The sequence below is a fragment of the Candidatus Marifrigoribacter sp. Uisw_064 genome, from assembly GCF_047730175.1.
Classification (GTDB): domain Bacteria; phylum Bacteroidota; class Bacteroidia; order Flavobacteriales; family Flavobacteriaceae; genus Marifrigoribacter.
This window is the reverse complement of sequence record NZ_CP159833.1, coordinates 860,229-873,811: the sequence shown is the minus strand read 5'-3', so window position 1 is coordinate 873,811 and position 13,583 is coordinate 860,229. Positions and strand designations below refer to the sequence as shown.

Below are 13,583 nucleotides of genomic sequence, written 5' to 3'. Positions count from 1 at the left end.
TGTTAAAAATAGTTTAACGTATGATTCGAATCAATAATTATAAAAAAAATGAATCATTTATTATTTTTTATATTAAAATATTTGTTCAAGCCAAAGTTTGTATTAGATTTGCACCCGCAATAGCTGAAAATGCTTTTTGCTTCACAATAGGAATGTTGTGTTTAGGATGGCCCATGGTGTAACTGGCAACACGTCTGTTTTTGGTATAGAAGAGTCTAGGTTCGAGCCCTAGTGGGCCAACAAAAAAATCTCAACCTTGAAAAAGGTTGGGATTTTTAATTTCAAATGGGTTTTTAATTAAATTTTAAATGTTATCACAGGCATATTTGCATGATTCACCAAATCTTCACTGATACTTCCATTAAAGAAATGAGCTAATCCTTTTCTGCCATGCGTACTCATTCCAATAAGTTGAGCATTAGTATCTTTGGCAAAATTTAAAATTCCTTTTTCAACACTAGTATCATTGTAAATATTCAGTGTATAATTTTCTAAATTCATGGAGCTAACAAATTTTTCCATTTTTTCTTTTGCTTCTGAAGTAGTTTTAAATCCGCTAGGGGTGTTTACATTTAACAAGTGCATAGCGGCTCCTGTTTTATTAGCGAATTGTCCCGCTCTTTTAATAGAGTCTCTACATTCTTCAGAAAAATCTGAAGCAAACACAAAATCATTAATATCAAATTGTTCATGCTCATTTTTAATAACTAAAACCGGAATATCTGAAGTTCTTACAACTTTTTCAGTATTACTGCCAATAAACATTTCTTTAAAGCCACTTGAGCCATGTGAACCCATTACAATTATATCAATATCTTTTGTAGATACAGTTTCATTTATGTCTTTGTATATTTCATTATGCCCAATGGCTTCATAAACATTAATGCCATTTAAGTATGGTTTTTCTAAAACTTCAGCAAAGTGTTTTTCAGCTAGTTTAATAAAATAAAGTGATTCAGGCATTCCTCCAGAATCAGCACTAGAATTAAGGTGTAATGGCATTTCTAATGAATGCAATAAAAAAATTTCACTGTTGTGTTTTTTTGCAATTTGTGCAGCAATTTTTAATGCATTTTCTGCTTGTTTAGAAAAATCCGTGGGAACTAAAATTCGCTTCATAGTTGGTTGAATTTCATGGTTATTAATTTCAATTAAATTACGAAAATAATTCGACTCTCACAGTTTTTTTTATACAAAAAAAATGTAGTATCTTTGCAGCGAAAATGATAAGAAACTAGCAGAGGGGACATAAAGTCCCCTCTTTTTATAAAAAATGTTAAAAGAACAAGTATTACAATTATTAGATCAAGCACTAGATAAAAACAAATCATTGTTTTTAATAGGCTTTAGTATCATTGGGAATAACCAAATTCGCGTAATTATTGATGGCGATAATGGTGTTACGGTTAATGATTGTATTGCTGTAAGTAGAGAAATTGAACATAATCTTGATAGAGATGAAATAGATTTTTCTTTAGATGTTGCATCGGCAGGTGTATCAGAGCCTTTAGTTGAGATACGTCAATACAGTAAAAATATTGGCAGAAATCTTAAAGTAATTACTTCTGAAAAAGAAGTGATTGAAGGAAAATTGGCTGATGCTAATGATGACAACATAACATTACAATGGAAAGCTAGAGAGCCAAAACCAATTGGTAAAGGAAAAGTAACAGTTAGTAAAGAAGCTGTGTTGCCTTATAAAGATATTGTTGAAGCAAAAGTGATGATAAAATTTTAAAAAACTTGATATGGAAAATTTAGCCTTAATTGATTCTTTTTCAGAATTTAAGGATGATAAATTGATTGACAGAGTAACGTTAATGGCGATACTGGAAGATGTTTTTAGAAATGCATTAAATAGAAAATACGGTAGTGACGAAAATTTCGATATTATTATAAATCCAGATAAAGGAGATTTAGAAATTTGGAGAAATAGAATCGTAGTTGCTGATGGAGAAGTTGAAGATGATAATTCTGAAATTTCTTTAAGTGATGCTCAAAAAATTGAACCAGATTTTGAAGTAGGCGAAGATGTTTCGGAAGAAGTGAAACTAATTCAGTTAGGACGTAGATCTATTTTAGCGTTACGCCAAAACTTAATTTCAAAAATTCACGAACACGATAATACAAATATTTACAAGCAATTTAAAGACCTTGAAGGCGAAATATATACCGCTGAAGTTCATCACATTCGCCATAGAGCAATAATCTTGCTAGATGATGAAGGAAATGAAATTATATTGCCAAAAGAAAAGCAAATTCCTTCAGATTTTTTCAGAAAAGGAGACAATGTAAGAGGAATTATCGAAAGTGTTGAGTTAAAAGGAAACAAGCCTTCTATAGTAATGTCAAGAGCACATCCAATGTTCTTGGAAAAACTATTTGAACAAGAAATACCTGAAGTTTTTGACGGATTAATTACCGTTAAAAAAGTGGTGCGTATTCCAGGAGAGAAAGCAAAAGTTGCTGTAGACTCGTACGATGATCGTATCGACCCTGTTGGAGCTTGTGTAGGAATGAAAGGATCACGTATTCATGGAATCGTTAGAGAACTTGGAAACGAAAATATCGATGTAATTAATTACACGAATAATTTACCCTTGTATATTACACGATCTTTAAGTCCCGCTAAGGTTACTTCAATTAAAATTGATGAAGTAAATAAAAGAGCAGAAGTTATCTTAAAACCAGAAGAAGTTTCAAAAGCAATTGGTAGAGGTGGACATAACATTCGATTAGCTGGTTATTTAACGGGTTACGAAATTGATGTTTTACGTGAAGGTGCTGAAGAAGACGTTGAGTTATCTGAATTTTCAGATGAAATAGAAGCTTGGGTTATTACTGAATTTAAAAAAGTTGGTTTAGATACTGCTAAAAGTATATTAGACTACGATTTAAAAGATTTAGTAAAGAGAATCGATTTAGAAGAAGAGACAATTTTAGAAGTAATAAATATTTTAAAAGAAGAATTTGAAGAGTAGTTACATTTCTAACTACTTTTATAGAAATATTATAGAATAACAGGAGAAAGCATTTTTATGGCTGAAGTAAAAACGATAAGACTTAACAAAGTATTACGTGAATTTAATATCTCACTAGATCGTGCAGTGGAATTTCTTAGTTCCAAAGGACATGAGATAGAAGCACGCCCTACTACAAAAATTTCTGATAATGAATATCAGATACTGTTTGAAGAGTTTCAAACAGACAAAAGTAAAAAAGTAGCTTCTAAAGAAGTGGGTGAAGAAAAACGTAAAGAAAAGGAAGAGTTACGTCTTGAAAGAGAAAAAGAGATAGAGGAAAAGCAAAAAAGAGAAGCTTCAAGAGTCATAAAAGCAGAGGTAAAATTAGATGGACCTAAAAAGTTAGGAAAAATCGATTTAAACCCAGTTAAGACAAAAGTAAAAAAAGAAGAAGTTGCTGAGAAGGTTAAAGAAGAAGTTGTTGAGAAGGTAGAAGAAGTTGTTGAAGAAGTAAAAGAAGTGCCTGTTCTGAAAAAAACCTCAGCGACTAAAAAAGAGCCTGTTAAAAAAGAGCCTGTTAAAAAAGAAGTTAAAGAAAAAGAAGAAAAACCAGTAACAATTCCTGTAGTTAAAAAGGAAACAGCTATAGATAAAACTCAAGCTAAAGCCAAAGAAAAGGAACCTGCAAAAGAAAAGAAGAAACCAGAGAATGAAGATGAAGTTCCTGTTGTATCTGAAAAGGTTGAAACAAAATACACTAAACTTAATGGACCTAACTTTACTGGTAAAAAAATTGATTTAACACAATTTAAAAAACCAGAAAAGAAGAAAGTTGTTAGTAAAGTAACTAAAAAGGAAGATGTAAATAAGGAGAAAAGAAGTAAAAGGCGTCGTATTAGTAAAAGCCCTTCAGCAGGTGGAGCAAAATATAGCCAAAATAATAGAGTCCCAGCTAGAACAAATGTTCCTAAAGAAGAACCTAGTGAAGCTGAAGTGCAAAAACAAGTAAGAGAAACATTAGAAAAATTACAAGGAAAAGGTTCCAAAAAGAAAGGGGCTAAATACCGACGTGAAAAAAGAGATATACATCGTCAGAAAACTGAGGAGGAAATAGCGCAACAAGAAAGCGATAGTAAATTAATTAAAGTTACAGAATTTGTAACGGTTAGTGAATTAGCTACCATGATGGATCTTCCTGTTACCAACATTATTTCCACATGTATGTCATTGGGAATGATGGTGACAATGAACCAACGTTTAGACGCAGAAACTCTTTCAATTGTTGCAGAAGAATTTGGTTTTGAAGTAGAATTTATTACTTCAGATATTGAAGAAGCTGTTCAAGTAGAAGAAGATTCAGCTGAAGATTTAAAACCTCGTGCTCCTATTGTTACAGTAATGGGTCACGTTGATCACGGTAAAACATCTTTACTGGATTATATTAGAAAAGAAAACGTAATCGCAGGTGAATCTGGTGGAATTACACAACATATAGGAGCTTATAATGTAAGTCTAGAAAACGGAGAAAGTATCACATTCTTAGACACTCCAGGTCACGAAGCTTTTACAGCGATGCGTGCAAGAGGTACTCAGGTAACCGATTTAGCAATTATTGTAATTGCAGCTGATGACGATATTATGCCTCAAACAAAAGAGGCAATTAGTCATGCGCAAGCAGCGGGTGTTCCTATGGTATTTGCTATCAATAAAATTGATAGAGATGCTTCAAATCCAGAAAAAATTAAACAAGGTTTAGCGACTATGAATCTCTTAGTAGAAGACTGGGGAGGTAAAATACAATCGCATGATATTTCAGCTAAAACAGGAGAAGGAGTTGATGAGCTTTTAGAAAAAGTATTATTAGAAGCTGAGTTATTAGAATTAAAAGCTAATCCAGATAAGATGGCTAACGGTTCTGTCGTGGAAGCATTCTTAGATAAAGGACGTGGATATGTTTCAACCATACTAGTATTAGGAGGAACATTAAAAGTGGGTGATTATGTACTTGCAGGTCAAAACAGTGGTAAAGTAAAAGCCATGCATGATGAGCGAGGAAATAAAGTAAATGAAGCTGGACCATCAACACCTATTTCAATATTAGGTTTAGATGGAGCGCCACAAGCAGGTGATAAGTTTAATGTGTTTGAAGATGAACGTGAAGCAAAAACAATTGCGACAAAACGTACACAATTACAACGTGAGCAATCAGTTAGAACGCAACGACATATTACACTGGATGAGATTGGAAGACGTATTGCTCTTGGTGATTTCAAAGAATTAAATATAATTCTGAAAGGTGATGTTGATGGTTCAGTAGAAGCATTAACAGATTCTTTCCAAAAACTTTCTACGGAAGAAATACAAGTAAATATTATACATAAAGCAGTAGGTGCTATTACTGAAAGTGATGTGCTACTTGCTTCAGCTTCTGATGCAATTATTATCGGATTTAATGTACGCCCAATGGGTAATGCACGTCAGATTGCAGAAAAAGAAGAAATTGATATTAGAATGTATTCAATCATTTATGATGCAATAAACGATCTTAAAGATGCCATGGAAGGAATGTTATCTCCTGAAATGAAAGAAGAGATTACTGGTACTGCCGAAATTAGAGAAACCTTTAAAATCTCTAAAGTTGGTACAATTGCTGGTTGTATGGTGTTAAACGGAAAAATTATAAGAGATTCAGGTATTCGATTAATAAGAGAAGGTGTTGTAGTTTACACAGGTGAATTATCTTCATTAAAACGATTTAAAGACGATGCTAAAGAAGTTGCTAAAGGATATGATTGTGGTATGCAAGTGAAAAACTACAATGATATTAAAGAAGGTGACATTGTTGAATCTTTTAGAGAAGTTGCCGTTAAGAAAACACTGAAATAATTTAATATAGATACAAATAAAAAAAGCGGCTATTTAGCCGCTTTTTTTATTTTATAAAACTTTATTTTAATTTTTTCTTTCAGGCTTTAATATAAATGCGGAAGAAAATTTTTCTTTAATTTCTATTAAAGCTCTATCAGCATCAATTCTTGTGCTAAAATTACCAACCCAAACTTTATAATTTGGAGTTTCATATTTTATAGTTGCAGGCCATGTACTATATGAGTTTCTGTAACTTCTAATTGTAGAATTTGCTTTGTTTTTCTCACCATAATACAATTGAATAGTATAGCCGTCAGAAAGTTTATTTTCCTTTTCTAGCTCTTTTTTTAAGCTAAGAATTTGTGAAACCTTAGCATCTTCTTTTATGATAATAGTGCCGTTTTGGGCATGACTCTTACTAGGAATAAGGAAAATTAAAGAGCAGAAGAACAGCGCTTTATAAGTTAATTTAGTATTCATATTATCATGGTATTTTTGCAAATGTAAAACTTAATAACATTATAATTCCTCTATTTATTATTTAGAATTACTATAAATTAGTATTTAACACTTTGTTTGCATTTCTCAAATCAACATTAATATGTTACTTTTGTGCTTTATTTAGGCAAGTAAAAATACGAGTGTAATACTCTTTTAATATAACTAATTACATGCCAAACTATTGAAGATAATTTAACCATTAGTATGAAAAAGGTGAACTACCGAAATCTACCCTTAAAATTGTCATTTCTTCTGTTAGTGTTGACACTAACATTTTCCACTTCCATATATTCTCAAGAAGGAGGTGATGTTATGGCAGGTGAATCATTATTTAAAGCGAATTGTGCTGCTTGTCATAAATTAGATAAGAAAGCAACGGGTCCTGCTTTAAGAGGAGTTGCTGATAAATATGAAAAAGAATGGCTTTATGCTTGGATTAAAGACAGTCAGGGATTAATTAAGTCTGGAGATTCTAAAGCAAATGAATTATTTGCTGCGAACAATAATTCAGTAATGACTTCTTTCCCTCAGCTTTCTGATGCTGATATTGATAATATTTTAACTTATACAAGCCAACCAAAACCTGAACCTAAAATGAAAGCACTACCTATAACAGGTGGTGGCAGTAATGATAGTGGCGCTTCAAATGCTATTGTACTTGCTGCTTTAGTATTGGTGTTTTTATTATTAGTGATAATGTTATATCTGGTAAATAAAACATTAACAGGAATAGCTAAAGCAAATGGAGTACTAGTTGAGAAAGAAAAGAAAATGCCTATATGGAAAGTATTCGCTAAGAATCAATTCCTAATGTTAGTTTCAACTATATTCTTGTTGCTTGCAGGTGCATATTTTGTATTTGGTTATTTAAGTCAAATAGGCGTTGATCAAGGATATGCTCCTGTTCAACCAATTCATTATTCTCATAAAATACATGCTGGTGACAATCAAATAGATTGTAATTATTGTCATTCTTCAGCAAGAAAAAGTAAAACCTCAGGAATTCCTTCATTAAATGTATGTATGAATTGCCATAAAAACATTTCAGAATATGCAGGAGAAGAAGATCTTGAAAAAGGATACACCACTGACTTCTATAACAAAGAAATTGCAAAATTATATGATGCAGTAGGTTGGGATGTAGATAATCAGTCCTATACAGGTGAAGAAAAACCAGTTAAATGGGTTAGAATTCATAACCTTCCTGACTTTGCTTATTTTAATCACTCTCAGCACGTAACAGTAGCAGGAGTTGATTGTCAAAAATGCCACGGTCCAGTTGAAGAAATGGAAATTATGGAACAATTTGCTCCATTAACTATGGGATGGTGTATAGATTGTCACAGAGAGACAAATGTAAATTTGAAAGACAACGAATACTACGAAAAAATCCATGCCGAACTTTCTAAGAAATTTGGTGTAGAGCAGTTAACAGCTGCACAAATGGGTGGTTTAGAATGTGGTAAGTGTCACTATTAATAAAAAAAGGTAATTATATTAACGATATGTCATCAAACAAGAAATACTGGAAGAGTGTTGAGGAACTAAACGAAAATAGTTCTATTGTTAAGACGCTACAACAAAACGAGTTTGTAAAAGAAATTCCTACAGATGAATTCCTTGGAGATAAAGAAACTCTAGAGGCTTCATCAACGACTCGTCGCGATTTCTTAAAATATGTTGGATTTACAACAGCAGCTGCTTCATTAGCCGCATGTGAAGGTCCAGTTATAAAATCAATTCCTTACGTTGTGCAACCAGACGAGATTGTTCCTGGAGTAGCAAATTATTACGCTACAACAATGGCAGATGGTTTCGATTTTGCAAATGTATTAGTAAAAACAAGAGAAGGCCGTCCTATTAAAGTTGAAAGAAATAAGCTTTCAACCTCAGGAGGAAGTGTAAATGCTCGTGTTCAAGCATCTGTTTTATCAATGTATGATTCAAATAGATTGCAAGGACCACTAGTAGATAAAGAATCGGCATCTTGGGAAGAGTTAGAAATAGCATTCAATAAAAGTATGGATGCAATGGCTGGAAAAGAAGTGGTGTTATTAACACAAACTTTTGCAAGCCCTTCTACTTCTAAATTAATAAACGAATTTAAAGCTAACTATACTAATGTAAGACATGTCATTTATGATACAGTCTCTTCTTCGGAAGCATTAGATGCTTTTCAAAATAAATACAATACTAGAGCATTAGCTGATTACGATCTTTCTAAAGCTGAAGTTATTGTATCTGTTGGAGCTGATTTTTTAGGAGATTGGCAAGGTGGTGGATATAATGCTGGTTATGGTGAAAGCCGTATTCCTAAAAATGGAAAAATGTCTCGTCATATTCAGTTTGAAGCTAATATGACACTTTCTGGAGCAAATGCCGATAAGCGTATTCCAGTAAAGCCATCATTACAAGCAGAAGTAATAAAAGCATTAACAGGTGGGAGTGCTTCAGGATTACCTGAAAATATTGCTTCAGCTGTTGCAAATGCTAAAGCTCAATTAAGTAAAGCAGGAAGTAAAGGAGTTATTTTAACAGGAATTCCTAATGTATCTGCACAAACAATGGCACTTGATTATAATGCTAGTGTTGCTAGTGTTTGTATGGATATATCTCATCCAAGAATGATTAGAAAAGGAAATAATGCGGAAGTGATGAAAGTCATGAACGATGTTATTTCTGGAAGTTTAAAAGGTTTAATTACAGTAGGTGTTAATCCAGTTTATTCTTTTCCAAATAATCAAAAGTTTGCAGAAGCATATGCTAAATTAGATCTATCACTTGCATTTTCAATGCGAAAAGATGAAACTGCTGTTTTAGCAAAAATGGTAGCTGCAACTCCTCATTATCTAGAATCTTGGGGTGATACACAAATTAAAAAAGGAACGTTTGCTTTAATACAACCAACGATACGTCCAATTTTTGACACAAAACAATTTGAAGATTGTATGTTAAAATGGACTGGAAGTTCTCAAAAATATTACGAGTATATTAAAGAAACATGGTCTTCTAGTATTTTAGGAGGCGCTACTTGGAATCAAACATTACATGATGGTATACTTACTAGTAATGTTGAAGTTGAAATGGACGAAACTCCATTATCTGAAGGAGTAGGTGAAATTGAAAATAATACTTCACATGGAGCTTTAGCTTCTAATTCACAAGGAGGATTAGAACTTACTTTATATACTACTACTGCATTAGGAGATGGTCAACAGGCAAATAATCCTTGGTTACAAGAAATGCCAGATCCATTAACTAGAGCTTCATGGGATAACTATTTAACTGTTTCAGCAGTAGATGCTTCTGAAATGGGATTGATTAATGAAAATGTGGCAAATGGAGCATTAAATGGTAGCTATGTTAACGTTAGTGTTGATGGTATTGTTATAGAAAATGTCCCTGTAATCATTCAACCAGGACAAGCAAAAGGTTCAGTTGGACTTGCGCTAGGATACGGAAAAGTTGAAGCGATTCAAGAAGAGATGCAAACTGGTGTAAATGCATATGCAGTGTACCATAACTTTTCTTCAGTTCAAAATGTAATAATAGAAAAAACATCAGGGATGCATGAATTTGCATGTGTGCAATTGCACAATACCATGATGGGTAGAGATATCATTAGAGAGACTTCTCTAGAGATTTTCAATACAAAAGATGCTACAGAGTGGAATGCAATGCCAATGGTTTCTAAAGACCATAAAATGATTCCTGTAACTGATCCAGGTGCGGATTTATGGACTTCTTTTGATCGTTCTATTGGACATCATTTTAATTTATCAATAGATCTTAATGGATGTATTGGATGTGGAGCTTGTGTTATTGCCTGTCATGCAGAAAACAATGTTCCCGTTGTAGGTAAACAAGAAATACGTACGAGTCGCGATATGCACTGGTTACGAATAGATAGATATTATTCAAGTGAAGATTCATTTGTTGCAGATACACAAAAGAAAGATGATGCTAGTGGTCTTTTTGGAGAAACGGGAATTAAAGATACATTACATGAATTAGAAGTTGCCTCATTAAATCCACAGGTTGCTTTTCAGCCTGTAATGTGTCAACATTGTAATCATGCACCTTGTGAAACAGTTTGTCCAGTTGCGGCAACATCGCATGGTCGACAAGGCCAAAATCATATGGCTTATAACCGTTGTGTAGGTACTCGTTATTGCGCAAATAACTGTCCATATAAGGTGCGACGTTTTAACTGGTTCTTGTATGCGGAAAATGATGAGTTTGATTTTAACATGAATAATGACCTTGGAAGAATGGTATTGAACCCAGATGTGGTTGTGCGTTCAAGAGGGGTAATGGAAAAATGTTCAATGTGTATTCAAATTACACAAAAAACAATATTAGACGCTAAACGTGACGGAAGAGCTATAAAAGATGGCGAATTACATACAGCATGTTCTGCTGCTTGTGAATCTGGAGCAATAGTATTTGGAGATGTTAATGACCACGAAAGTGCAGTTGCAGCTTTGAAAGAAGATAAAAGAATGTATCACTTATTGGAAGCAGTTGGAACAAAACCTAACGTGATTTACCAAACTAAAGTGAGAAACACTAAAGAAGTTTAAACTAAGAAATAGCAAATAAAGATATGGCGTCGCATTACGAAGCACCTATTAGACAACCCTTAGTTACTGGAGATAAATCATACCATGATATCACGGTAGATGTAGCTGCTCCTATAGAAGGAAAAGCCAATAAAGCTTGGTGGATTGTTTTTACAATAGCCTTACTTGCATTTTCATGGGGTATTGGATGTATTGTTTATACAGTTTCCACAGGTATTGGAACTTGGGGATTAAATAAAACTGTTAACTGGGCCTGGGATATCACCAACTTTGTTTGGTGGGTAGGAATTGGTCACGCAGGAACACTAATTTCCGCGGTATTATTATTATTCCGTCAGAAATGGAGAATGGGTATTAACCGCTCTGCTGAGGCAATGACAATTTTCTCAGTAATTCAAGCAGGGTTATTTCCGATTATCCATATGGGCCGCCCATGGTTAGCATATTGGGTATTACCTATTCCTAATCAATTTGGATCTTTATGGGTAAACTTTAACTCCCCTTTACTTTGGGATGTTTTCGCAATTTCTACTTATTTATCGGTATCATTAGTATTCTGGTGGACAGGTTTATTGCCAGATTTTGCAATGATTCGTGATAGAGCAATTACTCCTTTTAATAAAAAGATCTACGGTATCCTTGCATTTGGATGGAGTGGGCGTGCTAAAGATTGGCAGCGTTTTGAAGAAGTTTCTCTTGTTTTAGCAGGATTAGCAACACCCTTAGTACTATCTGTGCATACCATTGTATCATTTGATTTCGCAACTTCAGTAATACCAGGATGGCATACGACTATTTTCCCTCCTTACTTTGTTGCTGGAGCAATTTTCTCTGGTTTCGCGATGGTTAATACGCTGTTAATAATCATGCGTAAAGTATCAAACCTAGAAAACTATATTACACTACAACATATCGAATTAATGAACATTGTAATTATGCTTACGGGTTCTATTGTTGGGGTCGCCTACATAACAGAGCTATTTGTTGCATGGTACTCTGGTGTTGAATACGAACAATATGCCTTCTTAAATCGAGCAACGGGCCCCTATTGGTGGGCGTACTGGGCTATGATGTCTTGTAATGTATTTTCACCTCAATTTATGTGGTTTAAAAAATTACGGACTAGTATAATGTTCTCATTTTTTATATCGATAGTCGTAAATATTGGTATGTGGTTTGAGCGTTTTGTAATTATTGTTACTTCGTTACACCGAGATTACTTGCCATCATCATGGTCAATGTTCTCGCCAACATTTGTTGAAATAGGAATTTTTATTGGGACGATAGGATTCTTCTTTGTGTTATTTTTATTATACGCTAGGACATTCCCAGTAATTGCTCAAGCAGAAGTAAAATCTATACTGAAAGGTTCAGGGTCAAAATATAAAAATCTTCGTGCAGAACATGGAGATGATGTAAAGCATTATGATGAATTTGGTTCAGATTCATCAACAAAATCTAAAAACAGTTAATATGGCTTCGAAAGTAATTCACGCTATTTATAACGACGACGACATTTTATTACATGCTGTAAAGCAAGTAAGAGATGAACATTATCATATTGAGGAAATATATACACCTTTCCCAGTACATGGTCTAGAAAAAGCGATGGGACTTGCAGATACTAGAATTGCTATTACTGCATTTTTATATGGAATAGTTGGTTTTACAGTTGCAATTGTAATGATGAATTTTATTATGATTCAAGACTGGCCTCAAGATATTGGGGGTAAGCCAAGTTTCAGTTATATAGAAAACATGCCTGCTTTTGTTCCAATAATGTTTGAATTAACTGTATTTTTCGCAGCACATTTAATGGTTATAACTTTTTATATGAGAAGTAAATTATGGCCATTTAAAAAAGCAGAAAATCCAGATGTAAGAACAACAGATGATCATTTTTTAATGGCAGTTGATGCTGGGAAACATGATGTGAAAACTGTTTCAGATTTCTTAACTTCTACCGGAGCGATAGAAATAAGTTTAATTGAAAATGATGAAGATCACTAATATGAAAAAGTTATTAAACATTGCAATTGTAATAATTGCTTCAGTAAGTTTGGTTTCTTGTTTTAATAATAATAATCGAAACTATCAATACATGCCTAATATGTATGAGCCAGTTGGATATGAAGCCTACGGTGATTATGATATAGAAGTATTTAAAGATGGACAAGAAGCAATGTTGCCCGCTGAAGGGTCAATTCCAAGAGGTTGGATGCCTTATGATTATGAAAATTCAACAGCAGGACTTGAGTTAGCTAAAGCGGAATTAAAAAATCCTCTAGCAGTAACTGAAAAAAACTTAGAAGAAGGTAAGAAAATGTACAATATTTATTGTGCTGTTTGTCATGGTAAAGCTGGAGATGGACAAGGAATTTTAGTACAACGTGAAAAGATTTTAGGAATTCCAAGTTATGCAGATGCGGGTAGAAATATTACTGAAGGAGGAACCTATCATGTACAAATGTTTGGATTAAATTCTATGGGTTCATATGCTTCTCAAACCAACGAAAAAGAACGTTGGCAAATTACGATGCATGTCTTAAACTTAAAGGCAACCTTAAATGGAGAATCGTTATTAGAATTAACAAAAGAAGTCTCAGAAGAAGTTGAAATTGGTTCTGAAGAAATTCATTCAGACAACGAGCATTAAATAAAAAATTAA

At 33.4% G+C, this 13,583-nt stretch carries 10 protein-coding genes and 1 tRNA gene; 9 read left to right on the top strand and 2 right to left on the bottom strand.

What is annotated here, in order from left to right; translation table 11 throughout:
* Positions 1-167: 167 nt before the first annotated feature.
* A tRNA-Gln gene (locus ABXT64_RS03920) sits at positions 168-240 on the top strand.
* Between the two features lie 57 nt (positions 241-297).
* Here the strand turns inward: ABXT64_RS03920 and ABXT64_RS03915 are convergent.
* Positions 298-1,119, bottom strand: coding sequence for a universal stress protein (locus ABXT64_RS03915; protein ID WP_443634101.1), 822 nt, complete (start codon positions 1,117-1,119; stop codon positions 298-300).
* 154 nt (positions 1,120-1,273) lie between these two features.
* On the opposite strand from ABXT64_RS03915, the gene rimP reads away from it, so the two are divergent.
* Genes rimP through infB form a run of 3 tightly spaced genes read left to right on the top strand, consistent with a single transcriptional unit; the run spans position 1,274 to position 5,849 of the window.
* Positions 1,274-1,738 (top strand): ribosome assembly cofactor RimP, encoded by a 465-nt coding sequence (rimP, locus tag ABXT64_RS03910; RefSeq protein WP_443634099.1) that lies wholly within the window; start codon positions 1,274-1,276, stop codon positions 1,736-1,738.
* 10 nt (positions 1,739-1,748) lie between these two features.
* Positions 1,749-2,981 carry a transcription termination factor NusA gene (gene nusA / locus ABXT64_RS03905; protein ID WP_443634098.1) on the top strand — a complete coding sequence of 411 codons (1,233 nt, stop codon included), beginning with the start codon at positions 1,749-1,751 and terminating at the stop codon, positions 2,979-2,981.
* Between the two features lie 57 nt (positions 2,982-3,038).
* A complete protein-coding gene (gene infB, locus ABXT64_RS03900; protein WP_443634097.1) occupies positions 3,039-5,849 on the top strand; it encodes a translation initiation factor IF-2 in 2,811 nt (936 codons plus the stop codon).
* Between the two features lie 66 nt (positions 5,850-5,915).
* Here infB and ABXT64_RS03895 read toward each other — a convergent pair whose 3' ends face one another.
* On the bottom strand, positions 5,916-6,311 hold the full coding sequence (locus tag ABXT64_RS03895) for an SPOR domain-containing protein (RefSeq protein WP_443634096.1): 396 nt from the start codon (positions 6,309-6,311) through the stop codon (positions 5,916-5,918).
* A 225-nt stretch (positions 6,312-6,536) separates the two neighbouring features.
* Here ABXT64_RS03895 and ABXT64_RS03890 point away from each other — a divergent pair, with 225 nt between their 5' ends.
* From ABXT64_RS03890 to ABXT64_RS03870, 5 genes are read left to right on the top strand one after another with little or no spacing between them, the layout of a single operon-like run.
* Positions 6,537-7,811 (top strand): c-type cytochrome, encoded by a 1,275-nt coding sequence (locus tag ABXT64_RS03890; protein ID WP_443634094.1) that lies wholly within the window; start codon positions 6,537-6,539, stop codon positions 7,809-7,811.
* A 26-nt stretch (positions 7,812-7,837) separates the two neighbouring features.
* Positions 7,838-10,915, top strand: coding sequence for a TAT-variant-translocated molybdopterin oxidoreductase (locus tag ABXT64_RS03885; protein WP_443634092.1), 3,078 nt, complete (start codon positions 7,838-7,840; stop codon positions 10,913-10,915).
* Between the two features lie 23 nt (positions 10,916-10,938).
* Positions 10,939-12,387, top strand: a complete 1,449-nt coding sequence (nrfD, locus tag ABXT64_RS03880) for an NrfD/PsrC family molybdoenzyme membrane anchor subunit (RefSeq protein WP_443634091.1) — start codon at positions 10,939-10,941, stop codon at positions 12,385-12,387.
* A 1-nt stretch (position 12,388) separates the two neighbouring features.
* The gene (locus ABXT64_RS03875) at positions 12,389-12,925 is read left to right on the top strand and encodes a DUF3341 domain-containing protein (RefSeq protein ID WP_443634089.1); all 537 of its coding nucleotides are present in this window, start codon (positions 12,389-12,391) and stop codon (positions 12,923-12,925) included.
* Position 12,926: 1 nt separating this feature from the next.
* Positions 12,927-13,571: a c-type cytochrome gene (locus ABXT64_RS03870; RefSeq protein ID WP_443634087.1), complete on the top strand. Its 645-nt coding sequence runs from the start codon at positions 12,927-12,929 to the stop codon at positions 13,569-13,571.
* The last annotated feature ends 12 nt before the right edge of the window (positions 13,572-13,583 follow it).

Coding starts and splice junctions, on each gene's coding strand:
- ABXT64_RS03915 (WP_443634101.1), bottom strand. CDS start 1,119: ATGAAGCGAATTTTAGTTCCCACGGATTTTTCTAAACAAGCAGAAAAT.
- rimP (WP_443634099.1), top strand. CDS start 1,274: ATGTTAAAAGAACAAGTATTACAATTATTAGATCAAGCACTAGATAAA.
- nusA (WP_443634098.1), top strand. CDS start 1,749: ATGGAAAATTTAGCCTTAATTGATTCTTTTTCAGAATTTAAGGATGAT.
- infB (WP_443634097.1), top strand. CDS start 3,039: ATGGCTGAAGTAAAAACGATAAGACTTAACAAAGTATTACGTGAATTT.
- ABXT64_RS03895 (WP_443634096.1), bottom strand. CDS start 6,311: ATGAATACTAAATTAACTTATAAAGCGCTGTTCTTCTGCTCTTTAATT.
- ABXT64_RS03890 (WP_443634094.1), top strand. CDS start 6,537: ATGAAAAAGGTGAACTACCGAAATCTACCCTTAAAATTGTCATTTCTT.
- ABXT64_RS03885 (WP_443634092.1), top strand. CDS start 7,838: ATGTCATCAAACAAGAAATACTGGAAGAGTGTTGAGGAACTAAACGAA.
- nrfD (WP_443634091.1), top strand. CDS start 10,939: ATGGCGTCGCATTACGAAGCACCTATTAGACAACCCTTAGTTACTGGA.
- ABXT64_RS03875 (WP_443634089.1), top strand. CDS start 12,389: ATGGCTTCGAAAGTAATTCACGCTATTTATAACGACGACGACATTTTA.
- ABXT64_RS03870 (WP_443634087.1), top strand. CDS start 12,927: ATGAAAAAGTTATTAAACATTGCAATTGTAATAATTGCTTCAGTAAGT.